The sequence below is a fragment of the Acetobacter cerevisiae genome (assembly GCF_001580535.1).
Taxonomy (GTDB): Bacteria; Pseudomonadota; Alphaproteobacteria; order Acetobacterales; family Acetobacteraceae; genus Acetobacter; species Acetobacter cerevisiae.
Genome location: NZ_LHZA01000153.1, coordinates 53,103 through 78,065 on the forward strand (window position 1 = coordinate 53,103; position 24,963 = coordinate 78,065).

Genomic DNA, 24,963 nt, shown 5'->3' on the forward strand with positions numbered 1-24,963 from the left:
GGGAATGAGGAAGGAAACCGCGTTTCTTATCGGGTTTCTGGTGCTGACGATTGGCACGGCATCGTTAATCTGGATGGTGGCGCTGCCCAATTTCAAACCGGTGGTGTTCCCTCAGATCGCCAGTGGTGAGATTGAGGTCGGCCCGATGCGGCACAAGCGGATGCTGAGCGCGGAAGAAGTGAAATCCGTGAATGACTGGCTGAGCGAGCATAAAAGCGGGTGGGGTCCGCTGGGCCGCACGCCGCCGTCTTCCGGCGATTCGCGCCTGATGCTGAAGGACGCCAGCGGCAAGGATGTGCTGGCTCTTACGCTCTGGACGGGTATTAGCGCTGCCGACTGGAACGATACGGTGTTTGTAGAAGCGCCGGATGGCTCCAAGGTCTATACGGAAAACTTTTCCGATAAAGCCTTCGCCCCCCTGCGGGCGCTGGTGGACCTGCACGTTTTTAAACGGTCTGCATTTCCGTAAAACAGAAAGGGCGCGGGAGATAGTCTCCTGCGCCCTTCTTCAAACACTCTGGGTTTTTCCGGCTACGGATGAGTTGGGTGGGCTCAGGCTGCGCGGCCTGACATCAGAGCCAGTCCTTCGGCGACGGAGACGAATTCGCCTCCGGCATCCACGCGGTCTTTCCCAAAACGATTGATAAACAGATTGCGCACCGCAGGCACAAAGGATGTGCCGCCGGTCAGGAAGACGCGGTCAATATCGGACGCGGCAAGGTTGGCGTTTTCAAGCGCCTTGTCTACTGCGCCGCCAAACCGGGCGAGGTCCGGGGCAATCCACTCTTCAAATTCCTGCCGGGTGATGGTGCGTTCCACCTTCAGCCGCTTGTGCTCGAACTTCAGCACCGTGCTGTCAGCGGAGGAGAGTGCGCTTTTGGCAGCCCCCACGGCGCGGTAGAGCGCCTGCCCCTGCTGGTCATTCACCAGATCAAGCAGCGCGCGAAGTTTTTCCGGCTCGGCGGCTGTGCGGGTGACGTCCTCAATATCCCGCAGGGTTTGCGGCGTGCGCATCAGCGCCAGACGGTGCCAGTGGCCAAGGCTTGCGTACCATTCAATCGGCACGGGCAGAGGCTGGCCGCCCATAATCCGGTAGGTGCTGTCCCGCCCGAGCAGGGGAGCGATAACGGTATTGATAATGCGGTAATCAAACTGATCCCCCGCAATGCCGACACCGGCATGTCCCAGCGGCGTGGCGCGTCCTGTGGCGGGGTCAAACCGCAGGACGGAGAAGTCACTAGTGCCGCCGCCAAAGTCGCCCACCAGAATGGTGGTGGGTTTTTCCAGCCGCTGAGCAAAGCGCCAGCCTGCGGCTTCCGGCTCCCACGCAATACCAATCGGGCCGAAGCCTGCTGCGGTAAAGCTCTCGCGCAGGCGTTGCTCGCCCAGCGCATCATCCGCGCGGTCTCCGGCAAAATGCACAGGGCGCCCGACGGTGACCTGCACGGAGGCCGGGTCAATTTTCACGGCTTCCATCAGATGCGTCAGGAAGCGCGCAATCAGCATTTCCAGCGTCATGCGGCGGCTGAAAATCTGTGTCTCGCGGAAGGATTTCTGCGCGAGGTAGGACTTCATGGACATGATCATGCGGCTTTCCGCAGGATCTTCCAGATAGGCATCCACCGCCGCGGCACCAATGGCCTCATGCAGCTTCAGGCGGCCGCGTTCTTCATCATGCCAGAAGCACAGCAGCGTGCGGCAGGTGTCGGATTCGCCGTGGTGGGGGAAGGTAAACCGGGCGGTTTCAGTCCGTCCGTCCGGGTGAGCCAGCACCACCACACTGTTGGTGGTGCCGAAATCAAGACCAATTTTCAGGCTGTTGGAAGGCGTCGTCGTCATGTTTCAGCGGGCAGCCTGCGGTCTGTCGGTTGCATCAAAACGCAGGGGTTCGCCAAGGGCTTTGTCCGCCAGCGTGCCTTCCCACATCACCTGATTGCCACGGATGATTGTGCCCACCGGGCGGCCCGTAACGGTCTGGCCCGCAAAGGGAGACCAGCCACAGCGGGAGGCCATCCAGCTCTGTTCCATGGTCCAGCGGGACTTGAGGTCCACAATGGAGAAGTCAGCATCATACCCCACGGCAATGCGGCCCTTGCGTACCAGCCCGAACAGGCGCTGCGGCCCGGCGGAGGTCATGTCCACAAGGCGGCGCAGGGTCAGGCGGTTGTTGGCCACATGGTCCAGCATCAGCGGCAGCAGGGTCTGCACGCCCGGCATGCCGGAAGGAGAGGCCGGGTAGGGTTTTTCCTTGGCGGAGAGCGCATGCGGTGCGTGGTCGGAGCCGATAATGTCGGGCATGCCCTGGCTGACCCAGTGCCACAGGCCATCCCGATGCGCGCCGGAGCGGATGGGCGGGTTCATCTGCGCCAGCGTGCCCAGACGAGGATAAGCGTCTTCCCCGGCCAGTGTCAGATGCTGCGGCGTGAGTTCGCAGGAGGCGATGTCCCGGTGTGCGGAAATCAGTTCCAGTTCCGCCGGGGTGGTGATGTGCAGGATATGCACACGCCGCCCGGTTTTACGGGCAAGATGCAGGGCGCGGGTGGTGGCGCGCAGGGCGGTCTCATCATCACGCCAGACGGGGTGGGAGGACGGGTCACCTTCCACGCGGTAGTCCATGCGTTCCTTCAGGCGGGTTTCATCTTCCGCATGAATGGCCACGCGGCGCATACCGGAGCGCAGAACGCGTTCCAGCATGTCATCTTCTGAAATCAGCAGGTTGCCGGTGGAAGACCCCATGAACACTTTGATGCCTGCGGTACCCGGTAGCTTTTCCAGCTCACCGCACTCATCCGCGTTGTCCACAGTGGCACCCACATAAAAGGCGTGATCACACCACATGCGGTGCTTTGCGCGAGAGAGCTTGTAGGCCACCGCTTCCGGCGTGGACGTTGGCGGACGCGTGTTGGGCATTTCAAACACGCCGGTCACGCCACCCAGCACAGCGGCGCGGCTACCGGTTTCGAGGTCTTCGTTAGCCTCAGCACCCGGCTCACGGAAATGGACCTGCGTATCAATCACGCCCGGCAGAATGGTCAGGCCCGTGCAGTCTATTGTGCGCCCGGCGTCAGCCTGCCCGCCAATGGCGGCAATCAGCCCGTCCCGCACATACACATCCGTCTGTACGGTGGCGTCCGGCAGCACAACGGTACCGCCTTTCAGAACCAGATCGTAAGACCCGCGGGCGTGAGCGGCAACGCTGCCCGGCGTGGGGCCAGACGGTGTGGGGGAGGATGACATGGCGTTTTTCCTGTTCTGGCGGCTGGAAAAAGAAAAGCGGGGGAAGGCAAGGGGAGGGCTGCGCCGGAGCGCAGCCGGGTCAGGACGCGGCTGGCGTTTCCCGCGTGCGGGTGCGCATCGTCACCAGTTCCTCAGCGGAGGTGGGGTGGATGCCGATGGTGCGGTCAAAATCCTGTTTGGTCAGACCGACGGTAACGGCGACCGCCACGCCTTGCAGCATTTCCGGGGCATCATCCCCCAGAATATGCGCGCCCACGACAATCTGGCTGCTCTGCTGCACCACCAGCTTCATGACCGTTTTGCGCTCCTTGCGGCCACTTAGCGTGTGACGCATGGGCGTGAAGCGCGTGAAGTAGATATCCACCGCGCCATGATGTGTGGCTTCCGTTTCCGTGAGGCCAACAGACGCCATTGGCGGGGAGAAAAAGACGGCCTTGGGCGTGGTGTCGAACGACCATTCCCGCGGCGGCGTTTTGCCGAACAGGCGGTCAGCCAGATTATGGCCCTCGGCAATAGCAACGGGGGTCAGGTTGATGCGGTCCGTCACGTCCCCAATGGCATACACGCCGGGTTCCGTGGTCTGGCTGTTGGCATCCACCTTGATCTGCCCGAGGTCGCCCACGGCAATGCCGGTATTCTCGAGGCCAAGCTTTTCGATTTTGGGTTTTCTGCCGGTGGCGAAAAACACGCAGTCAGCTTCCAGCGTATGGCCGTTATCCAGCGTGACGGTGTAGGTCTCGCCCTCTTTGGTCACACGGCTGGAGGAGCAGCGCGGATGCTGGGTGATACCGCGCACGGTAATGGCCTCAGCCATGGCGGCGCGCATATCCTCATCAAACCCGCGCAGCGGCAGCGCCTGCCGGTAAACCAGATCGACCTGAGAGCCTAAGCCTGCAAAAATCCCGGCAAATTCCAGTCCGATATACCCACCGCCAACAATCGCCACGCGCTGCGGGCGGGTGGGCAGATGGAAAGCTTCATCAGACGTAATGGCCAGCTCTGCCCCCGGAATATCCGGGCGCAGGGGTGTGGAGCCGGTGGCGATGACAATGTTTTTTGCCGTCACGGTGCGCGGCGCTTCATGCGGGGCAAGCGGAGAGGCTTCAACGCGCACGGTATGGGCATCCACAAAGCGGGCATGGCCCGTCAGCAGGGTGATGCCTGCCTTCTCCAGCATGGAGACGTAAATGCCGTTCAGGCGGGTAATTTCTTTATCTTTGGCGGCAATCAGCATGGCCCAGTCATGGGTGCCGCGGGTGGAGGACCAGCCAAAGGCGTGGCTGTCATCCACCAGATCGCCATACTCACTGGCCTGAACCATGAGCTTTTTGGGCACGCAGCCCAGATTGACGCAGGTGCCGCCCCAGTGGCGACTTTCCACCACGGCAACGCGCGCACCATGCCCTGCGGCAATACGGGCGCAGCGCACCCCGCCGGAGCCTGCTCCGATGACAAGAAGATCAAATTCATGCGTCATGGCGCAGGCTCCGTTTTTTAGTTCACTAACCTCAGCGTTCAGCGAAGGCCTTTTCCACTACGTAAGAACCGGGGTTGGACATGTTGCCTTCATCAAACCCACGGGCCTGCAGCAGGGCTTCCGTATCCGCCAGCATTTCCGGTGACCCGCAGATCATCACACGATCATGCTCGGGGTCCAGTTCCGGAATGTTCAGATCCGTGAAGATCTTGCCGGATTCGATCAGCTTGGTGATGCGGTCCGTCACGGCAAAGGCTTCACGCGTCACAGCCGGGTAGTACAGCAGCTTGCCGGAGATGTCCTCGCCCAGAAATTCGTGTTCCGGCAGTTCATGGCGGATGTGGTTGGCATAGGCCAGTTCACCGGAAATACGCACTGTGTGGCTGAGGATGACATGCTCGAACCGCTCATAGCAGTCCGGATCTTTGATCAGGCTCATGAACGGTGCCAGACCCGTGCCGGTGGACAGGAAATACAGGTTCCGGCCCGGACGCAGGTTGTCCAGCAGCAGCGTGCCGGTCGGTTTGCGGCCAATCAGAACCGTATCGCCCACTTTAACGTGGCGCAGACGGGAGGTCAGCGGGCCTTCCGGCACGGCAATGGAGAGGAACTCCATCTCATCCGCATAGTTGGGGGAGGCAATGGAGTAGGCACGCAGCAGGGGCTTGCCGTTCAGTTCAATGCCGATCATGGCGAACTGGCCGTTTTCAAACCGCAGGCCGGGGTCACGCGTGGTGGTGAAGCTGAACAGACGGTCCGTCCAGTGATGCACCGTCAGCACCTTCGCCGGATACAGGTTGCCGTATTCCTTGGTCGGGGGGGCAAGGTGCCAGACACCGTCCTGACCTTCTACCGGCAGGAGGCCTGTCGGGACTTCAGAGGCCGTCATTTTCGGCAGAATGTCGGAAAATGTTCCGGTTGAGGTTTCAGACATGGTTTCAGACATGGGCCGCTTATACTCCGCTTGCAGCAGATCGAGAGGATATGCCCCGTAGCCGGCCTGTGGTCCCGGTGCGGACTCTTGAACGGCACGGAGGCGTGCTTCTGGTCGTGGCGCGTTTCTAAGGGGCTGGAAAGCATGACGCCAGTGCAAATTCATCACGCGACGCTTTCTGGCAGTGCACAGGTGCGGTTTTATTGCCGTTTCAGCCATTGTTCCGCCCGCGCGGATGCCGCATGAATACGCTATGACATCAGAGACTTTTGCATCCCCCGCCCGTGAGGCCTTTGTGCGTGTTTCAGCCCGCACAGGCCTGAGTATCGAACCACGGGAAGAGCAGGACGTTCTGCGCCGCATTGCCCGCGCCCTGGAGCCCGGCGCGCGCGATATTGAGGATGAAACCTACCGCACCATTCTGTGCACCGCCCGGCGCAAGAAGCGTGTCTCTCGCCTTGTGGACCTCACGCGGCGCAGCGGCCGCATCTGGGTTTCCCGCGATGAAATTGAAGAAGCCGTTGGAAACATAGAAGAACCGGAAGCGGATGACCGTGTGCTGGAACGCGCTCTGGCCCCTGTCTCCCGCGCCCGGCTGCGGTCTTACGGGGCCAACCCGCGAGCCGTGTTTGAGACAGTGCAGGCGGATCTGGTTGATGCCGGGCGCGTGCTCTCCCCGGCCCAGACCGACCTGCTGCTGATGGCCATTGCACTGGCGTTTGACCTGCCGGAGGGCGACCCGTTTCTGGATACCGCCCGCCGGGAGGAAGCCCAGCGCCAGAAGACAGCCAGCACCATTGAGCGCACGGCACGTGAAAAGCGCGAGCAAGAAGAATCGCGCCTGCGCACGTGGGAAGAAAGTCTGGTCCCGTTTCAGGAGGTGCCGCGCCTGCTACGGTGCTCCCACAAGGAGGCGCTGCGCTGGATTGCAGAAAATCGTCTGCCGGTGGCCAGAAAGGTGCGCGAATCGGGCGATCGGGAACGCTGGGAGTTTGATCCGGCGGAACTTATTGCCCTGCGCGGCAAGCTGGGGGAGTGGCGTAATGGTGGCGCTCCGGCTGTTGCCGGGGCCGGGGGTAAAGCCCCGGACATGGGCCGCAAGGTGGCCAATTCCGTCATTGCCCGCGTGGCGGCACTTGACCGTTACGCGGCCCATTTCCGCACCGCGCGGGCACTGAACCGGCGCATCACCCTCGTCACCGGCCCGACCAACAGCGGCAAGTCCTACACGGCGCTCAATGCGCTGGCGCAGGCCGACAGTGGACTGGCGTTGGCCCCCCTCCGTCTGCTGGCGCATGAATTCCGGGAGGCACTGGCCTCTCGTGGGGTCGAAGCGTCCCTCGCAACCGGGGAAGAACGCATTCTGGTGCCCAGCAGCCGCCATCTGGCGGCCACGGTGGAGATGTGCCCGTTCTATAATCCGGTCGATGTTGCGGTAATTGATGAAGCACAGATGCTCTTCGATACCGATCGTGGTGCAGCCTGGACAGCGGCGATCATGGGCGCTCCGGCCCGCCACCTGTATGTGCTGGGTGCACCGGACTGTATCCCCATGGTGCGGCGGATTGCCGAACTGTGCGGGGACCCGCTGGATGAAATTTCTCTGGAGCGCAAAAGCCCGCTGAAACCCGCCACGCAGCCCGTGCGGTTGCAGGATCTTCAGGCCGGTGATGCGCTGATTGCGTTCTCCCGGCGCGAGGTGCTGGACCTCCGCGCAGCCCTCATGCAGCACGGGCGGCGTGTGGCCGTGGTCTATGGAGCGCTCAGCCCGGAGGTCCGCCGGGCCGAAGCGCAGCGCTTTAACTCGGGTGCGGCCGATATCCTGATTGCGACCGACGCCATTGGCATGGGTCTGAACCTGTCCATCAAGCGCGTGGTGTTTGCGGCCCTCAAGAAGTTTGACGGCAAGCAGACGCGGGACCTTACGGTGCAGGAGGTCAAGCAGATTGGTGGCCGCGCCGGACGCTACGGCAAGCATGAAGTGGGCACTGTATCCGTGCTGGCGGGGGCGGGCAGCCCGTCCTTCATCCGTCGCCAGCTGGAGGCGGACCCGGAAATGCCAGAAGATCTGCGGCCCTTCGTGCAGCCAGACGCGGATATCGTGAAAGCGGTTGCGGCGGAAATCGGGTCGGAAAGCCTGTATGGCGTTCTCTCCCGTATTCATCGTGCCGTGTTGCGTAAGGATGACCCCAATTACCGTCTGGCGGATATGGAGCAGGCTTTTGCCATTGCGTCCGCGCTGGAAGGGGTGGACGGACTGGATCTCACCACCCGCTGGTCCTACGCCATGTGTCCGGTGGATGACCGCGATAACGGCATCCGTCGTCTGGTTGGCTGGGCAGCGGATCATGCCGCAGGCCGCCGCGTTCTGCCGCCGGGCACCGGGCGTTTGCCGCCGAGTGAGCGTGCCAGTCGTGAAGAGCTGGAACGCGCGGAAAAACGGCATAAACGACTCGTGGCATGGCGCTGGCTGGCGCTGCGCTTCCCGGAATTTTACCCGGACCGGGAAGATGCGGAAGAAACCACACGGCGCCTGAATGAGTGGATTGAAAACGTGTTGCGGCAGCAGAGCCGCACACGCAGTTCCTCACCGGGCAGCAGCCCCCGCAGGCGGGGTTAAGGCCGGGACGTTACCAGGCCACGCCCGTCAGGCGTTCGGACACATCCCACAGGCGCGCCGCCGTGCTGACTTTCTGCGCGGCGGGAGGCACTTTGGCCGGGCCGGGTGGACCGCGTCGCTCCCCCGTGCCCTGCGGACCGTAATAGTCCCCATCACGCGCAGCTGGAGAGAGGGCCGCATACAGCAGCGGCTCTGCCCCACGGGCTGCGGTCTGTCCCATAACGCGCAGAACTGCGGTGCCAATCACCTGTTCCGCCTTGCCGACTGCGCCGGGCAGACTGGAGGCCGGACCATTGGCAATAATGGATGTGGAAGACCAGCCGGGGTGGGCAGCGCGGGAATGGATGTTCCAGCCATTTTCCCCCGCACGCCGGGCCAGCTCCCGCGCAAACAGCAGGTTGGACAGCTTGCTCTGCTGATACGCGCCAAAGGGGCTATAACGGCGGCGGGACTGCAAATCATCAAAATGGATTGCGCCCTTACAGGCGGCCAGACTGGCGACGGTCACGACCGTACCACCACCGGAAGCCGCTTCCAGCAGGGAACGCAGGCGCGTGGTCAGCGCAAAATGGCCCAGATGGTTGGTGCCAAACTGCATTTCAAACCCATCAGCCGTTTCCTGCCTGCGGGCAAGGGCCATCACGCCGGCATTGTTCACCAGAAAATCCAGCGTGCGGGTGCGGGTGGCGACCTCAGCCGCACAGGCCGCAATGGAGTCCAGTGAGGCAAGATTGAGTGTCAGCAGTTCAGCCTCGGCACCGGGGCAGCGGGCCTGCAGGGCGGCCAGAGCGGCTTCCCCACGCGCAGCACTGCGCACCGGCAGCAGCAGGCGTGCGCCACGCGTGGCCAGACCACAGGCCACTTCAAACCCAAGGCCGCTATTGCCGCCGGTTACCAGAGCCACGCGGCCCTTCAGGCTGGGCTGGCGGTTGGTCACGGACCATTCATGCTTGCCGATCATGAGGGCATAATCCGCAGGCGTTCATCTTTTTCTGCTGCAGCCAAGGCTTCCTCCGTCAGACGTTTCTCATTGCGTTTCAGGAAAAGGAACGAAGCAATAATGATTGTCGCGGCGCAAACCCCGAAGACAATTCCCAGCGGCCCGGAAAGCCGTAACACTTCATTCCCCAGCAAATACGTGCAGATGGCGTACCCTCCTGCCCAGCAAATGCCGCCCAGCGCATTGTGCCACAGGAACGTATGCCAGGGCATATGGTTCGCTCCTGCCAGCAGGGCCACAAACATGCGCAGCACGGCAATAAAGCGGCCAAAGAACACAACAGACCCGCCATGTTTAAGGAACACATAGCGCCCCAGTAGCAGGCGGTTGGGGATCAGGCCGAATTTGGGGCCGTATTTCTGCAACAGCTTCAGCCCCAGCGCCCGGCCAATCAGATAGCCAAAATTGTCCCCCATGATCGCCCCGATCACGGCGGCAATCACCACGCCACTAATGTGGAGTTTATGCGTGGTGGCGCAGAACAGCGCCCCGGTGATGATCAGGCTCTCGGCAGGCAGCGGAAGCCCCATACTCTCAAGCATGACCACGACCCCGATCACGGCATAACCGTAATGGGAGAACAGGCTGTTCAGGTAATGCAGTGAAAAAATGGATTCGAGAGAGTGTAACAGGACAAAAAATCCACTTCTGGCTGGGTAGGCGTCAAAGGGGGCAGCAGGAACAGTTTCCGTTGCAGACTGTCAAGCCTCAGTGTGTTGCGGGTTTTGTCCCCTTTTCCAGCCAGACGCCTGTATCTGTTGCGGGAATTACGGTTTGATAGACCTTAAATGTGTTTCCCGGAGAGCCTTATATGTCTGATCTGCCTTTTTCACCCTCTGCTGGGCCGGAAGCCCCCATGTCCATGCCTTGCGGCACCTGGCCGTCCCGTGTGACGGCGGCACTGGTGGCGGGGAAAACGCTCTCGCTCTCTGAAGTGACCGCAGACGGCAACGTCGTGTTCTGGCTGGAGCGCCGCCCGGCAGAAAAAGGCCGCTCCGTCCTGATGCGCTGGGCCGAAGGGCACGGCGTGGCGGAGGCGCTCCCCTCAGGTTTTGATGTCGCGACCCGCGTACATGAATATGGGGGCGGCCCATATGCCGTGCGGGGGGGACGCATTGCGTTTTCGGACAAGCGGACAGGAGCGGTCTGGCTGATGGCGCAACCGGGAGCGCAGCCAGTGCAGATCGCCGGAGAAGACGGACTGCGCTATGCCGATCTGCGGTTTGACCCGACGGCCAGCACTGTTCTGGCCGTAAGGGAAGATCATCGCGCAGAGGGTGAAGCCAAAGCCGCTCTGGTCGCGCTGAAACTCCCGACAGCAGGCGCGCAGGCGGAAGAGATCGTGCTGTATAGTGGCCCGGATTTTCTGTCCTCTCCCTCAGTCTCACCCGATGGTACGCGCATGGCGTGGGTGGAATGGCAGCACCCGGACATGCCGTGGGATGCCACGAGGCTGTGCCTCGCAGAGGTCGTGCGGGATGCGGAAGGTCGGATGACCGCTCTGAACAACAAGCAGGTTCTGGCGGGCGCAGAGCAGCGCGAATCGGTGCTGGAACCCCGATGGACTGAGGACGGTCAGTTGCTGGCCATTTCCGACCGGTCCGGTTGCTGGACCGTATGGGCTGTTCAGTTTGGGCAGGGGGCACCCGTTCTGACGCCCTGCACCATGCCGGAGGGCGAGATTGGTCAGCCTGCATGGGTGTTTGGCCAGCGGAGCTATCAGCCCTTGCCGGAGGGGGGATGTCTGGTGCTGGCAGTGCGCGATGGCCGCACAACCTGCCTGCATCAGACAGCGCAGGGGCAGGCTCTGGCGTTTGCTGCCCCCCCGGACCAGTGCCCCGTTCCGCTGGCTGATGGCCGGTTTGCGTGGCTCGAAGTGCCTGACGATGCGTTGCCAGCCGTGGTTGTTGGCAGCATGACCAAGGGGGTGGAACAGGTGTTGCAGCGTGCCGCAACGCTCGATCTCGCTCCGACCGATATTTCCCGTGCTGAAACCATCCGCTTCCCCGTGCCGGGGCAGCAAGGTGTTCTGGGCCACGCGCTGTTCTACCCGCCAGCCAACAGTCGGGCCTGTGTGCCGGAGGGCGCGCTGCCGCCCATGATTGTGCAGGTACATGGCGGCCCTACGGCGCGGGCGCAGGAAGGGTTTTCCTTCAAGGTGCAGTGGTGGACCTCTCGTGGATTCGCGGTGCTGGACGTCAATTACGGTGGCTCCACCGGATTCGGGCGGGTATGGCGTGAGCGGCTGAATGGCGCATGGGGCGTCGTGGATGTGGCGGATTGTATTGCTGCCTGCCGTCATATGGTGGCCACAGGCCGCGTGGACCCGAAGCGTCTTGCCATTCGCGGGTCCAGTGCCGGGGGCATGACGGTGCTGGTGGCGCTGGCCGAATCGGACCTGTTTGCCGCCGGCGTTAGCCTGTATGGCGTGACGGATCTGCGGGCGTTGGCGCAGGAGACGCATAAATTCGAGGCGCGGTATCTGGATGGGCTGATCGGCCCCTGGCCGGAGGCAGAAGCCGTTTATCTGGCGCGCTCACCGCTGTCTGCAGCGCATAAGATCAAGGCGGCGGTCCTGCTGCTGCAAGGCTCTGATGACAAGGTCGTGCCGCCCGGTCAGGCGCATGCTATGGCGAAGGCATTGGAAGAGGCGGGTTCTCCCTGCACCCTGCATGAATTTCCCGGTGAGGGGCATGGGTTCCGTCAGGAGGCCACAATTCGGAAGGCGCTGGAAGAAGAACTGGCGTTTTATGGCCGTGTGTTCGGGTTCGAAGCGTGACAGCAGCCTGAATACGCGTTTGTGATCATACAAAGCGCAAAACGGGTGAGACGTTTTTTGATCTGCTGACGTTAACGCTGAAAAAAGAAAAAGGCCGAATCATCCCTGTGGACGATTCGGCCTTTTTGTATCCGCCGGGCTTAGTGCTCGTAGCGCGGGGTGTAGATCAGACTTTCAATCCACGCCCGGATATCCTGCGGGCGTTCCATCGTGGCTGCACCCTGATCGAAAATGAATTCCGCAATGCGCGTGGCGGAGGTGATGGACACTTCCAGAATCTCGCTCTGCGGCGGGAACAGGCGGCCCCGTTCCTGTGCTGCCGGATCAACCTGATCCGCGAGCGCCTTGGCAGCCTTGATCACCATGTCATCGGTAATCAGATCCGGGCAGGTGGCGTAAACGGCCAGACCCAGAGCCGGGAAGATGTAGAAGTTATTGGCCTGCCCCGGGTAGAAGGTTTTGTCGTTCAGGGTGAATTCCGGATATTGCAGGCCAGCGGCAAACAGCGCCCGTCCTTCGGACCATGTATACGCCTGCTCTGCTGTGCATTCCCCGTTTTTAGCGGGCAGGGAGAGGGCGAAGATGATGGGCCGCTCGTTCAGCGCGGCCATTTCTTCCACAACCTCCTGCGTAAAGGCCCCACCACAGGTGGAGACCCCGATCAGAATGGTCGGCTTCACGGCTTTGACCATGGCCAGCAGGTCGCGTGAGGGCGGCATGTCCCTGGCGTAACGGGCCTGCTGCGGGGAAAGGTCAGTGCGGGATTTTTCCAGCAGGCCATCCACGTCCATCAGGGTCATGCGGGAGACGGCTTCTGCCTCGGACATCCCTTCCTTCTGCATGGCAGTCACCAGCATGTTGGCAATGCCCAGCCCGGAAGACCCTGCACCGAGGAAGAGCACCCGCTGGTCGGTCAGAGGTTCGTTCTTGATGCGCAGGGCAGTGATGAGCCCGGCCAGCGTGACGGCGGCTGTGCCCTGAATGTCATCATTATAGCAGCGGACGCGCGGATAATATTTTTCCAGATACCGGATGGCATCCGTGCCTTTCCAGTCTTCAAAATGCAGGCAGCAGCGCGGGAAGACGGTCTGTACAGCCTGCACAAATTCTTCCACAAATTCGTCCAGCACGTCCTGTGAGGGCGGTTCACGCCGCAGGCCCAGATACAGCGGATCTGCCCGCAGGGCGCTGTTGGTGGTGCCAATATCAAGCTGGATGGGCAGCAGCGGTTCCGGCGGCACTGCGCCGCAAGCTGTGTAGAGGTGCAGCTTGCCGATGGGGATGCCCATCCCGTTTACGCCAATGTCGCCGAGGCCCAGAATGCGACCGCCCGTGGTCACGCAAATGACGCGCACATCGTCTACCGGCCAGTTGCGCAGCACTTCTTCGATCCGGCCCTTCATCTCCAGGCTGATATACATGCCACGGGGGCGGCGGTAGATATGGCTGAACTGCTGGCAGACGGCCGCCAGTGTCGGCGCATAGATAATGGGCACGTATTTGGCCGGGTTGGACATCAGAACCCGGTAAAACAGGGTCTCGTTCTGGTCTCGCAGGCCGCTCAGATAAATATATCGCTCAAGGTCGCTGGGCTTGGCTTCCAGATGCCGGTGGATGCGCTCAACCTGCCGGTCCAGACTTTCAACATGCGTAGGCAGAAGCCCTTCCAGCCCGTACTGCCGCCGCTCCTCAGCCGTAAAGGCTGTGCCCTTGTTCTGACTGGCGTCATTCAGGAGGGACATTCCCCGGAGATGAGGGATAGGGGCTTTTGGCATTATAAACCTTTCATACATGTGAGACGTCAGAACGCATCGCTTGCAGAAAATCGCAGAAAGATGCGGGCAGTGCTCTTCTTATTGTGAAAATAACAAAATTTTTTGTCCGGAAGTCTGAGAATTTCAAGACGGAGCCATGTTCGGTGCAGAAAATTAATAAAATGTGCTAGCACCGTTCAGTCCTTCCCGGCAGCAGGAACTGTCTGCGTATTGGGCCTGAAACGTGGCATCATGCAGGGCGTTCAAAGGCGCGGACCATAAAAAAAAGAGGCGGCACAAGGCCACCTCTTTTCAAAACTTTTCAGATCCGGAGATCGGATAAGATCAGAGTTTTTCAACCTGACCATATTCCAGATCGACCGGGGTCGAACGACCGAAGATGGAAACGCTGACTTTCAGGCGTCCCTTTTCTTCATCAATCTCTTCAATCACACCGTTGAAGGAGGTAAACGGCCCATCCGCCACGCGGATCTGTTCACCAATTTCAAAGGTCACGGCAGAACGCGGATGCTGGATGCCTTCCTGCGCCTGCTTGATGATACGCTCAGCTTCTGCTGCGGAAATGGGGGTCGGGCGGTTCTTGGTGCCAAGGAAACCCGTTACCTTCGGGGTATCCTTAACCAGATGCCAGGACTCATCCGTCATTTCCATCTTCACCAGCACGTAACCGGGGAAGAATTTACGCTCGGCATTCACTTTCTGGCCGCGACGCATTTCGATGACTTCTTCTGAGGGAACCAGAATTTCATCAATATGGTCAGCAAGACCCTTCTGTGCTGCCTGCTCGCGAATATGCTGGGCGATTTTTTTCTCGAAGCCCGAATAGACGTGGACCACGTACCAACGTTTGGCCATGTCGTTTCCTCAGCCTCCCAGCCCGAACAATTGACGCACGCCGAGACCAATCAGCTGGTCAACGACAAAGAAGAACACAGATGCAAGCCCTGCCATGGCAAGCACAGCACCTGTTGTAATGAAAGTAGCACGTCGGGACGGCCATGTGACCCGTTCGGCCTCGGCACGCACATCACGCAGAAACTTACCGGGACTGACCGACACGAACTATCCTCTCTCCGCTGCCCGGTCCGATCTGGTTTGGACAGACGGCGCAGCCAATATCTTTCTGTCGGAAAACGCCGCAGGCTTTGCGGGCTTTCCAGCCAGTGTTGTCTGGCAGGGGTGGAGGGTCTCGAACCCACAACCTCCGGTTTTGGAGACCGGCGCTCTAGCCAATTGAGCTACACCCCTGCAGTGCGACAAGCCGACGCGGAAAGCAGGTATAACGGAAATCCGTCAGCCTGACCACCCATACGCGGCCCTTGCAGGAGGCGGAACAAAATATGTTGCGGCCCTAAAGTCAAGAGGCAGAAAACAATATCGTGCCAGATTGTGAAAAGAAGGCACAAAAACTCCCCTCATCAGGGGGTTGCGAAGTGCTGCGTTTTGGGGGTAAGAAGCCTCTTAGAGCGCGGGCGTAGCATAGTGGTAATGCTGTAGCCTTCCAAGCTACCGAGGAGGGTTCGATTCCCTCCGTCCGCTCCAAAATAAATTTCCCTGAAAATTTAAATTTTTCCGCAAGCCCTGCTGAAGTCAGAGTGCCTCGCCGCTGTTGCGCATGGTCGCGTCTTTCTGTTTTCACCGTGTCGGGTGGTCCAGCACGCCGTTCTGCCGTGACGTTTAAGGATTCGGAAAGGGCGCTAACCGAAACGCCCCATAGCGGGTGGCGGGGCCGGTTGGTGCTGTCCTCTCAAAATCTCCTGGCCAAAACGATAGGCTAAGGGGGGGTAATCTGTTCAGTGGCCCCGTGGGATGTCTTCTGATGGGAAGCGCATGCGTCCGGCTACTGCGCAGCGCTGCTGTTTGGGGATGGATTCGCTGTAAATCCGGTCGTGCATTCTTCGGCGTGGTCGGGACGGTCTTCCATGAGCTGGCTGGAGAATATTTTCAGCAAAGATTTTCCGCAGGTATCTCAGGGCTTCAAACACGCAAAAATGCGGGCAAAGCGGTCTCTCCTAAGATGTTTTTCTGTCGAAAGGTCATTTTCATACGGTCTGACAGAGGGAAACCGGGGGCACGGGTTCATTTTGGAAGAGGCTGCCGGTTGCGTGGCAGGTTTCAGCATGCTAGAGGCCGCGCCGACGCATGCTTGTGGCTAGATACAGCCAGAGGCGGAGTCATGTATGTGGAATGCCGGCGCGCACAGAAGGAAAGAGCCTAAAGAGTGGTGGCCTCGGGCGTAACGACAGCACAATCGGTTGCTTTTGCTTCCAACGGTCTCGAAGGCCGTTATGCAACTGCGCTTTATGAACTCGCAGCGGAACAGCAGCAGCTGGATGCAGTGCTTGATGAATGTGCGGCACTTGCCCGCCTGATCGATGAGAGTGCCCCTCTGCGCACTGTTCTGGATGATCGGCGGCTTGATATCCGTGTCTCCCGCAAGGCTGTTCTGGCCGTGCTGGACGCACAGGGTTTTTGCCAGACTCTTAAGAATTTCGTGGGTGTCGTTGCTGACAACCGCCGTCTGCCGAATTTGCGGCAGATCATGGCGGCAGTCGATGCCCTCGCTTCAGCCCGCCGTGGTGAAGTGGTTGCGGATGTTACATCTGCTCAGCCGCTCACAACCACGCAGCGCGCCCAGCTTCAGGTTCGTCTGGCCGAAGCCGGTTATTCCCGCATTACTATCCGTGAGCGTGTCGACTCATCCCTTCTCGGCGGCCTTGTCGTCCGTGTTGGGGCCAAGCTTTATGACGCCAGTCTTCAGACCCGCCTGTTTCGTTTGCATTACGCCATGAAGGGAGCCGCGTGATGGAAATCCGTCCCGCAGAGATTTCGGATATCCTCAAGCAGCAGATTGCTTCGTTCGACAAAGAATCCGATGTTGTCGAAACCGGCACTGTCCTGTCTGTCGGCGACGGCATTGCCCGTGTGTTCGGCCTGCAGCATGTGATGGCCGGCGAGCTCGTTGAGTTCCCGGGCTCCGGCCAGAAAGGCATGGCGCTGAACCTTGAGAGCGATAACGTTGGTATCGTGATCTTTGGTGATGACACCAACATCCGTGAAGGCGACACTGTCAGCCGTTCCGGTGTGGTGGTTGAAGTCCCCACAGGTAAAGGTCTGCTGGGCCGCGTTGTTGACGGTCTGGGTACCCCGATCGACGGCAAGGGCCCGCTGGCTGACGTTGAAATGCGTCGCGCTGAAGTGAAGGCTCCCGGCATTATGCCGCGTCAGTCCGTCAGCGAACCGATGCAGACCGGCATTAAAGCCATTGACGCCCTCGTGCCTGTCGGGCGCGGTCAGCGTGAACTGGTGATCGGTGACCGTCAGACCGGTAAGACGACGATTCTGACCGACACGATCCTCGCTCAGAAAACCGTTAATGACGAAGGCGACGACAAGAAGTCCCTTTACTGCATTTACGTTGCTATCGGTCAGAAGCGCTCCACGGTCGCACAGCTCGTGCGTCTGCTGGAAGAAAAAGGCGCGATGAAATATTCCATCGTCGTCGCAGCAACGGCTTCTGATCCGGCTCCCCTGCAGTACCTGGCACCGTATGCTGCCTGTGCAATGGGTGAGTATTTCCGTGACAACGGCATGCATGCTCTGATCTGCTACGATGACCTGTCCAAGCAGGCTGTGGCTTACCGCCAGATGTCCCTGCTGCTGCGTCGTCCGCCGGGCCGTGAAGCGTATCCGGGTGACGTGTTCTACCTGCACTCCCGTCTGCTGGAACGCGCTGCAAAAATGTCTGACGCCAACGGCGCTGGTTCTCTGACGGCTCTACCGGTCATTGAAACGCAGGCTGGTGACGTGTCCGCCTACATCCCGACCAACGTGATTTCCATCACCGACGGGCAGATCTTCCTTGAGACCGATCTGTTCTACCGTGGTATCCGTCCGGCCGTGAACGTTGGTGGCTCCGTGTCCCGCGTTGGCTCCGCCGCACAGATCAAGGCGATGAAGCAGGTTGCCGGCAAGATTAAGCTGGAACTGGCTCAGTATCGTGAAATGGCAGCCTTCTCTCAGTTCGCGTCCGACCTGGACCCGGCAACGCAGAAGCAGCTTGCTCGTGGTGCCCGTCTGGTCGAACTGCTGAAGCAGCCCCAGTCTTCTCCGCTGACGGTTGAAGAACAGGTGGTTGTGCTGTTTGCAGGCACCCGCGGCTTTATCGACGGCATCCCCGTTGAGAAAGTGGTGGCCTGGGAACACGCTCTGCTGGCTGATCTGCCGAACGGTGGGAAAGATATTCTGGCAACCATTGGTAAGGAGCGTCAGTTGTCCAAAGACACTGAAGCCCGCCTGACGGAATATCTGACCACCTTCAACCGCAACTTCGGCGGCTGAGGAGCAGGACTTATCCATGGCTTCCCTCAAGGAACTCCGCGCTCGTATCGGAAGTATCAAGTCGACACGGAAGATCACCAGCGCGATGAAAATGGTCGCGGCCGCAAAATTGCGCCGCGCCCAGGCCAGTGCTGAGGCTGCTCGTCCGTATGCCGCCGCCATGCGGCGGATGCTGGGTGAACTTGCTGCTGCCACGAAGGGGGAAGAGGGTGCGCCGCGTCTTCTGGCCGGAACGGGGCAGGATAAGGTTCATCTGCTGATCCCGATCACCAGTGATCGTGGTCTGTGCGGTGGCTTCAACTCCAACGTGCACCGCCTGACGCTCCAGACCATTAATAAGCTTCAGGCTGAGGGCAAAACCGTCAAACTGCTGCCGGTTGGCCGTCGTGCTCTGAACTTCTTTAACCGCGAACACGCTGACCTGATCATTGATAAGGTCATCGGGTTCAGTGGTAAGGACGTTCCGTTTTCTGTAGCAAGCGGCCTTGGTGACAAGGTGAATGCGCTGCTGGAAGCTGGCGAAATCGATGTTTGCACGCTTGTGTTCAACAAGTTCCAGAACGCGATGACGCAGACCCCGGCATGCCTGCAGCTTGTGCCCATGGTGATGGATGATGCCGCGGCGAAAGCCGATGCTGCCTCCACCACGGCAGACGATGCAGCGCAGTACGAATTTGAACCGGATGAAGCAACGCTGCTGGCAATGCTCCTTCCGCGGAATCTGCAGGTTCAGATCTACGCTTCGCTGCTGGAAACAGCCGCAGGTGAGAACGGCGCCCGCATGACGGCCATGGATAACGCCACGCGCAATGCAGGCCGGACCATCGACAGTCTGAGCAAGGTCTATAACCGGACCCGTCAGACCAATATTACTAACGAACTGATCGAAATCATCTCGGGCGCACAGGCTGTCTGAGCCCGCTCGTTTGCCCCGCAGGAGCTGACCCATGTCGGATACCACAACCCAGACCCAGGCCCCTGCGGCCACAAAGACCAATTCTGTTGGCCGCATCACCGAGATCAGAGGGCCGGTTGTTGACGTGCAGTTCGAAGGTGAACTGCCGAAAATTCTCAACGCCCTTCACGTCAAGCTGGGTGAACAGACTCTGGTGCTTGAAGTGGCCCAGGAAATTGGCGAGCACGAAGTGCGTTGCATTGCCATGGACACCACCGACGGTCTGGTCCGCGGCGCAGAAGTGTCCGATACCGGCACGCAGATTTCTGTGCCGGTCGGCCCCGAGACCCTTGGCCGTATCCTGAACGTCATTGGTGAGCCGATTGACGAAAAAGGTCCGATCAAGACCGCACGTCGCGCCCCCATCCACCGTGATGCCCCGTCTTTTGAAGAGCAGGCTGCTGCTTCTGAAATCCTGATGACGGGTATTAAGGTTGTTGACCTGCTCTGCCCGTACCTCAAGGGCGGTAAAGTCGGCCTGTTCGGCGGCGCCGGCGTGGGCAAGACCGTTATTATTCAGGAACTCATCAACAACATCGCCAAGGCGCACGGTGGTGTGTCCGTGTTTGCCGGTGTTGGTGAACGTACCCGTGAAGGCAACGACCTGTATTACGAAATGCAGGACGCTGGCGTTATCAAGCTGGACGAAAACAACAACACCGAGGGCTCCAAAGTGGCTCTGGTGTTCGGCCAGATGAACGAACCGCCGGGTGCCCGTGCACGTGTTGCTCTGTCCGGCCTGACGCTGGCTGAATACTTCCGTGACGAAGAAAGCCAGGACGTGCTGTTCTTCGTGGATAACATCTTCCGCTTCACGCAGGCTGGTTCTGAAGTGTCCGCTCTGCTGGGCCGTATTCCGTCCGCAGTGGGCTACCAGCCGACGCTGGCTACGGAAATGGGTGCGCTGCAGGAACGTATTACGTCCACCAAGAAGGGCTCCATTACGTCCGTTCAGGCGGTGTATGTCCCTGCGGATGACCTGACCGATCCGGCTCCGGCTGCGACCTTCGCCCATCTTGACGCCACGACCGTGCTGAACCGCTCCATTGCTGAAATGGGCATCTACCCGGCCGTTGACCCGCTGGACTCCACGTCCCGCTCTCTGGACCCGGCTATTGTGGGTGAAGAGCACTACAACGTGGCGCGTGACGTGCAGCGTATTCTGCAGACCTACAAGTCTCTGCAGGACATCATCGCCATTCTGGGTATGGATGAACTGTCTGAAGACGATAAGCTGATCGTGGCCCGTGCGCGCCGCATCCAGCGCTTCCTGTCTCAGCCGTTCCACGTGGCAGAAGTCTTCACGGGGGCACCGGGTAAGCTGGTTTCCGTGGCAGATACGGTTCGCTCCTTCAAGGCGATCTGTGCCGGTGAGTATGATGACCTGCCGGAAGCTGCGTTCTACATGGTTGGCACGATTGAAGAAGCCGTTGCCAAGGCAGAAAAAATGAGGGAATCGGTCTAACAGCCGGTTCCGGGAAGGAACAGCATTCATGCCGATCCAGATCGAGATCATCAGCCCTGAAAAGGTTCTGGTGTCGCGTGAAGTAGATATGGTGGTCATGCCGGGTGCGGAAGGCGATATCGCCGCCATGCCCGACCGTGCCCCCATGATGCTTCTGCTGCGTGGTGGTGTTGTCTCACTGTACGAAAATGATGCCGTGACGGACCGTTTCTTCGTCGGTGGTGGCTTTGCGGACATGACGGCAACGCGTTGCACCATTCTGGCTGATAAAGCCGAGCCTGTGAGCGAAATCTCCATTGATAACGCCACAGCAACGCTCGAAGCGCTGACGGAAGCCTGGGACAAAGCCGACAAGACCGATATCTCGCGTCTGGATGTGCTTCAGGACAAAATCCTGTCTGTGCGTGCTGAAATCGAAGCCGGGTCTTCCGCTTCCTGAATCAGAACCGGGTTCTGCCCGGTCTTTGAGACAGACGACGCTAAGGCGCCGACCAGTTTCAAAAAAAGCCACCCTTGCGGTGGCTTTTTTTATGCGCTTGTTCTGAGTGTCAGCCGCGACCGCGATAGGTCGGCACGTCCTGTGACGGAATCCAGACATCAGCCGGCGGTGCGCCAGTCTGCCAGAACACATCAATCGGAATACCACCGCGCGGATACCAGTACGCGCCGATGCGCAGCCAGACCGGGTTGAGGCGTTCAACCAGAGTAGTGGCAATCTGTACGGAGCAGGCTTCGTGAAACGCGCCGTGGTTGCGGAAACTGGTCAGGAACAGCTTGAGAGATTTGCTTTCCACAATCCACTGGTCCGGCACGTAATCAATCACGATATGCGCAAAATCCGGCTGGCCGGTGACCGGGCAGAGAGACGTAAATTCCGGGGCTGTAAAGCGCACCAGATAATTCTTGCCGGGGTAGGGCGCGGGCACGCGTTCCAGAACGGCGTCTTCCGGGCAGGTCGGAGCAGGGGTTGCGCGGCCAAGCTGGGTGAGGGCGTCACTGCCGTCATCTGGGCGGGTCATGGCGTTTCTTTCCGTTAGGGTCTGTGTGTGTCTCATGTCGAAGCTGTGCGGGGTTTCGTCAAGCTTTTCAGAAAGTCAGGCGCTGCTGTCCGCTTCTTTTTCCTGTCAGGTGGTGTATGAAGGCAGACATGGCCAGAGCTTCCTCCCCCGCATTTCCCGAACCCCGCCTCATATCCACAACGGACGATCTGGCGACAACTCTTACCCGCCTGCGTGCAGAACCGTATCTGACGATTGATACGGAATTCATGCGTGAGCGCACCTACTGGCCGGAGCTGTGTCTGGTGCAGATTGGCGGCGTGCAGGAAGTGGTGCTGATTGACACCATGGCGGACGGCCTGGATCTGGCACCTCTGGCGGAACTGATGGCCGATGAGTCCGTGCTGAAAGTTTTCCATGCTGCCCGGCAGGATCTGGAAATTTTCCTGCACCTGTTTGATGCCTTGCCCACACCGCTGTTCGATACGCAGGTTGCGGCCATGGTCGCCGGGTATGGGGATCAGGTTGGGTATGACAGTCTTGTCGGCTCGATCACGGGTCATGCGATTGATAAAAGTCACCGCTTTACCGACTGGTCCGTGCGTCCACTTTCTGCTGCACAGCTGACCTATGCCGCAGGAGACGTGACATGGTTGCGCCTTGTGTATGAACGGCTTGTGAAAAAGCTGGAGCAGGAAAAGCGGCTGGACTGGGTTTCTGCCGAAATGGCGGTGCTGACAGACCCGGCCACGTTCCGGGCCGACCCGGAAAAACAATGGGAACGTCTGCGGGCCCGCACGAGCAACCGCCGTATGCTGGGCATTCTGCGCGCCGTCGCAGCTCTGCGGGAGCGGGAAGCGCAGCGCGTAAACGTGCCGCGTCAGCGTTTGCTGAAAGATGAAAGTCTTCTGGAAATTGCCGCCACAGCGCCAACCACGACTGACGCTCTGGCCCGCGTGCGGGGGGTGTCTCGTGGGCTGGCCGAAGGGCGCACGGGGCTTGGCCTGCTGGATGCCGTGAAACAGGCGCAGGCTCTGCCGGATGCGGAGCTGCCGCGCTTGCCGAAAAACCGCAGCAAGGATGCCCCTCGGGCGTCCGCAGCTCTCATGGCTTTGCTGAAAGTGCTGCTTACCAGCTGCTGTGAAGAGCATGATGTTGCGCCCAAGCTGGTCGCATCCATGGATGATCTGGAAGCGCTGGCGCTTGATCCGTCTGCTCCGAATCCGGCTCTGGCTGGCTGGCGGAAAGCGGTATTTGGGGATGCCGCTCTGGCCCTGTGCAATGGTGAGATTGCGCTGGCCGTAAAAGGCGGAAAAGTCGATATTCTGACTCGCTGAGACCTCTGCCTTCCGCAGTAACAGGGAAGGCAGAAACGACAGCGAACAGCAGATAAGGGCTTTTTAGAAGCCCATTTTCTGCCAAAGATTGGCCAGCGGGCGTGCGCCGACATGCGAGATAATTTCAGACGCCGCGACAGAAGCCAGACGGCCACATTCCGGCAGGGTGCGACCAGAGGTCAGACCAGCGAGGAAGCCTGCGGCATAGGCATCGCCCGCGCCCGTTGTATCCACGACCTGAGTGGGGACCGGGGCGACGGTTGTCATCTGCCCGTCATGAATGACCACGCTGCCCAGACCTGAGCGGGTAAGTGCCGCAAAGGTGGTGTCTTCCAGCGTATGGCGGGCTGCTGTCTCAAAGTTTTCTGTTTCATACAGCGCGCAGATTTCATCTTCATTGGCGAAGAGAATATCGACGTGGCCTTTTACGAGATCCAGAAACGCCTCACGGTGGCGACCAACGCAGAACGGGTCAGACAGGGAGAGCGCAACCTGACGGCCATTCTGATGCGCGAGTGTTGCAGCGCGACGGAATGCTTCCTGCGCATGCGGCGGGTCAAACAGATAGCCTTCCAGATACACGATTCTTGAAGCGGCGATTACGTCCGTCAGCACGTCGTCCGGCGTGAAATGTGTGCACGCACCAAGATAGGTCGCCATGGTGCGCTGGCCATCCGGCGTGACCATGACGACGCAGCGTGCCGTCGGCAGGTTTTCAGACACATGGCCGTCCAGCGGCGTGGAGGGGAAGGTAATGCCGTTATCGCGCAGATCCTGCGCAAATTTCTGGCCAGCCGTATCGTGCGCAACTTTGCCCAGATACGCGACGCGTGCGCCAAACTGTGCTGCTACAACACAGGTATTTGCAGCAGAGCCACCGCCCATCACCTGTTCTACTTTCAGGTTTTCGGTCAGGCTGTCGGCACGGGCCGCATCAATCAGCGTCATGCTGCCAGGGGTCAGATTCTGCTCAAGCAGAAACGCGGGTTCGACAGTGGCAAGAATGTCCGTAATGGCGTTGCCAATGCCGAGAATATCGTATTTTGCCTCAGAGCCAGTCATGACGATGTCTATTTTCCTGAAAAAATGAGCAGATCGGCTCTTTCGGTATCGCGCTGCCATAAAAAGGGCAACAGCAAGCGCTAACGGATGCTTGCCGCACGGTCTGTCAGCTGTATAACAAATTGGCTGCCAGCTTGATGGATCGACGCGGGCAAGTACAGACGTATAACCGCTGTCGCAGATACGGCAGCCAGCATGGCGGGGGGATTCTTGTTTAAAAGACGCAAGCCTGAAGATAACCGACCGGCCGGGCAAAATGCCGGTCAGAGTACCAGTCAGCCGGGCGCTGCGCGTCCTGCCGGAGCATTTGGTACACTTTTCCCTTCTTCTTCTCCCGCGGGTTCGCCTCCGTCATCCGGCAGCGGCACGGCACCTGCTTCCCGTCCAGACGCAACAAAGGAGACCTCCATGGGTCGTGCGCCTCTCCCCCCCGGTTCCCCTCTTTCTCCCAACGCTGGCGTGCCCCCCATGCCGGGTGCCGCTGCACGAGGCATGAACCCCCAGCAGCCGAAAAAAGAAGTTCCGGACCAGCGGACCCTCGTTGTCGGCCGCGGTATCAGCGTTCAGGGCACCGTGCAGGATGCTGAGCGTCTGGTTGTGGAAGGCACTGTGGAATCCAGCATGATTTCCGCCAAGGAACTTGCTGTCATGCCGGGCGGTCTGTTCCGCGGTGGCGTGGAAGTTGAGAACGCGGAAATCGCCGGGACGGTTGATGGCACGCTGACGGTGCGCGGGAGCCTGACGGTGCGTGCAACGGGCCGCCTGCTGGGCAAAGCTGCCTGCCGCCGCCTGAAGGTGGAAGATGGTGGTCAGATCACCGGTCAGCTGGAAATGCTGAGCGATGACAACAAAGCACCGAAGCCTGCTGCTCCCGCAACGCCTGCTGCGGATGCACCGGTTAAAGCTGAAGGCTGATCTGCTTCTGATCAGACGGGGGTGAAAGCCCCCGCTTTCAGTAAGGCATAAAAAAGGCGCGCCCTTTG

At 60.0% G+C, this 24,963-nt stretch carries 21 protein-coding genes and 2 tRNA genes; 11 read left to right on the forward strand and 12 right to left on the reverse strand.

The window, feature by feature from the left end; genetic code table 11:
• The first annotated feature begins 4 nt into the window (after positions 1-4).
• On the forward strand, positions 5-469 hold the full coding sequence (locus AD928_RS10880; protein ID WP_062141619.1) for a hypothetical protein: 465 nt from the start codon (positions 5-7) through the stop codon (positions 467-469).
• 83 nt (positions 470-552) lie between these two features.
• Here the strand turns inward: AD928_RS10880 and AD928_RS10885 are convergent, their stop codons facing one another.
• From AD928_RS10885 to AD928_RS10900, 4 genes are all read right to left on the reverse strand, one after another.
• Positions 553-1,839, reverse strand: a complete 1,287-nt coding sequence (locus AD928_RS10885) for an Hsp70 family protein (protein WP_062141618.1) — start codon at positions 1,837-1,839, stop codon at positions 553-555.
• Between the two features lie 3 nt (positions 1,840-1,842).
• The gene (locus AD928_RS10890; RefSeq protein ID WP_062250493.1) at positions 1,843-3,237 is read right to left on the reverse strand and encodes a dihydroorotase; all 1,395 of its coding nucleotides are present in this window, start codon (positions 3,235-3,237) and stop codon (positions 1,843-1,845) included.
• 79 nt (positions 3,238-3,316) lie between these two features.
• Entirely contained in the window at positions 3,317-4,714 is a 1,398-nt protein-coding gene (gorA, locus tag AD928_RS10895) for a glutathione-disulfide reductase (RefSeq protein WP_062250495.1), read from the reverse strand.
• 31 nt (positions 4,715-4,745) lie between these two features.
• Positions 4,746-5,660 (reverse strand): ferredoxin--NADP reductase, encoded by a 915-nt coding sequence (locus AD928_RS10900; RefSeq protein WP_373270316.1) that lies wholly within the window; start codon positions 5,658-5,660, stop codon positions 4,746-4,748.
• A gap of 241 nt (positions 5,661-5,901) precedes the next feature.
• On the opposite strand from AD928_RS10900, the gene AD928_RS10905 reads away from it, so the two are divergent.
• Positions 5,902-8,268 carry a helicase-related protein gene (locus tag AD928_RS10905; protein ID WP_062250496.1) on the forward strand — a complete coding sequence of 789 codons (2,367 nt, stop codon included), beginning with the start codon at positions 5,902-5,904 and terminating at the stop codon, positions 8,266-8,268.
• A gap of 10 nt (positions 8,269-8,278) precedes the next feature.
• Here the strand turns inward: AD928_RS10905 and AD928_RS10910 are convergent, their stop codons facing one another.
• Positions 8,279-9,229 (reverse strand): SDR family oxidoreductase, encoded by a 951-nt coding sequence (locus AD928_RS10910; RefSeq protein WP_062250498.1) that lies wholly within the window; start codon positions 9,227-9,229, stop codon positions 8,279-8,281.
• Positions 9,226-9,810 carry a DedA family protein gene (locus tag AD928_RS10915; RefSeq protein ID WP_209436688.1) on the reverse strand — a complete coding sequence of 195 codons (585 nt, stop codon included), beginning with the start codon at positions 9,808-9,810 and terminating at the stop codon, positions 9,226-9,228. The genes AD928_RS10910 and AD928_RS10915 overlap by 4 nt, the downstream gene beginning before the upstream one ends.
• Before the next feature lie 269 nt (positions 9,811-10,079).
• Here AD928_RS10915 and AD928_RS10920 point away from each other — a divergent pair, with 269 nt between their 5' ends.
• Positions 10,080-12,047 (forward strand): S9 family peptidase, encoded by a 1,968-nt coding sequence (locus tag AD928_RS10920; protein ID WP_062250501.1) that lies wholly within the window; start codon positions 10,080-10,082, stop codon positions 12,045-12,047.
• A gap of 140 nt (positions 12,048-12,187) precedes the next feature.
• Here AD928_RS10920 and AD928_RS10925 read toward each other — a convergent pair whose 3' ends face one another.
• The 4 genes from AD928_RS10925 to AD928_RS10940 form a co-directional block, all read right to left on the reverse strand.
• Complete coding sequence (locus tag AD928_RS10925; protein ID WP_062250503.1) at positions 12,188-13,822, reverse strand: NAD-dependent malic enzyme; 1,635 nt, start codon at positions 13,820-13,822, stop codon at positions 12,188-12,190.
• A gap of 324 nt (positions 13,823-14,146) precedes the next feature.
• A complete protein-coding gene (gene nusG / locus AD928_RS10930; protein ID WP_062250505.1) occupies positions 14,147-14,677 on the reverse strand; it encodes a transcription termination/antitermination protein NusG in 531 nt (176 codons plus the stop codon).
• A 9-nt stretch (positions 14,678-14,686) separates the two neighbouring features.
• On the reverse strand, positions 14,687-14,881 hold the full coding sequence (gene secE, locus AD928_RS10935) for a preprotein translocase subunit SecE (protein WP_025825930.1): 195 nt from the start codon (positions 14,879-14,881) through the stop codon (positions 14,687-14,689).
• Positions 14,882-14,993: 112 nt separating this feature from the next.
• Positions 14,994-15,070: transfer RNA gene (locus tag AD928_RS10940), tRNA-Trp, on the reverse strand.
• Positions 15,071-15,290: 220 nt separating this feature from the next.
• On the opposite strand from AD928_RS10940, the gene AD928_RS10945 reads away from it, so the two are divergent.
• The 6 genes from AD928_RS10945 to atpC all read left to right on the forward strand — a co-directional run bounded on the left by AD928_RS10945 (position 15,291) and on the right by atpC (position 21,022).
• Positions 15,291-15,364, forward strand: a tRNA-Gly gene (locus AD928_RS10945).
• 679 nt (positions 15,365-16,043) lie between these two features.
• Positions 16,044-16,628 carry an ATP synthase F1 subunit delta gene (atpH, locus tag AD928_RS10950; RefSeq protein WP_025825935.1) on the forward strand — a complete coding sequence of 195 codons (585 nt, stop codon included), beginning with the start codon at positions 16,044-16,046 and terminating at the stop codon, positions 16,626-16,628.
• Complete coding sequence (gene atpA / locus AD928_RS10955; protein WP_062250508.1) at positions 16,628-18,163, forward strand: F0F1 ATP synthase subunit alpha; 1,536 nt, start codon at positions 16,628-16,630, stop codon at positions 18,161-18,163. Before atpH ends, atpA begins: the two co-directional genes overlap by 1 nt.
• Positions 18,164-18,179: 16 nt before the next feature.
• Positions 18,180-19,079 (forward strand): F0F1 ATP synthase subunit gamma, encoded by a 900-nt coding sequence (locus tag AD928_RS10960; protein WP_062141606.1) that lies wholly within the window; start codon positions 18,180-18,182, stop codon positions 19,077-19,079.
• 31 nt (positions 19,080-19,110) lie between these two features.
• Entirely contained in the window at positions 19,111-20,583 is a 1,473-nt protein-coding gene (gene atpD, locus AD928_RS10965; RefSeq protein WP_043549205.1) for a F0F1 ATP synthase subunit beta, read from the forward strand.
• Positions 20,584-20,611: 28 nt separating this feature from the next.
• Complete coding sequence (gene atpC / locus AD928_RS10970; RefSeq protein ID WP_062250510.1) at positions 20,612-21,022, forward strand: ATP synthase F1 subunit epsilon; 411 nt, start codon at positions 20,612-20,614, stop codon at positions 21,020-21,022.
• Positions 21,023-21,131: 109 nt separating this feature from the next.
• Here the strand turns inward: atpC and queF are convergent, their stop codons facing one another.
• Positions 21,132-21,602: a preQ(1) synthase gene (gene queF, locus AD928_RS10975; protein ID WP_061508480.1), complete on the reverse strand. Its 471-nt coding sequence runs from the start codon at positions 21,600-21,602 to the stop codon at positions 21,132-21,134.
• 128 nt (positions 21,603-21,730) lie between these two features.
• On the opposite strand from queF, the gene rnd reads away from it, so the two are divergent.
• Entirely contained in the window at positions 21,731-22,918 is a 1,188-nt protein-coding gene (gene rnd, locus AD928_RS10980) for a ribonuclease D (RefSeq protein ID WP_062250511.1), read from the forward strand.
• A gap of 63 nt (positions 22,919-22,981) precedes the next feature.
• Here rnd and AD928_RS10985 read toward each other — a convergent pair whose 3' ends face one another.
• Positions 22,982-23,980: an adenosine kinase gene (locus AD928_RS10985; protein WP_062250513.1), complete on the reverse strand. Its 999-nt coding sequence runs from the start codon at positions 23,978-23,980 to the stop codon at positions 22,982-22,984.
• Between the two features lie 408 nt (positions 23,981-24,388).
• On the opposite strand from AD928_RS10985, the gene AD928_RS10990 reads away from it, so the two are divergent.
• Positions 24,389-24,895 (forward strand): bactofilin family protein, encoded by a 507-nt coding sequence (locus tag AD928_RS10990; RefSeq protein WP_062250515.1) that lies wholly within the window; start codon positions 24,389-24,391, stop codon positions 24,893-24,895.
• Positions 24,896-24,963: the final 68 nt, after the last annotated feature.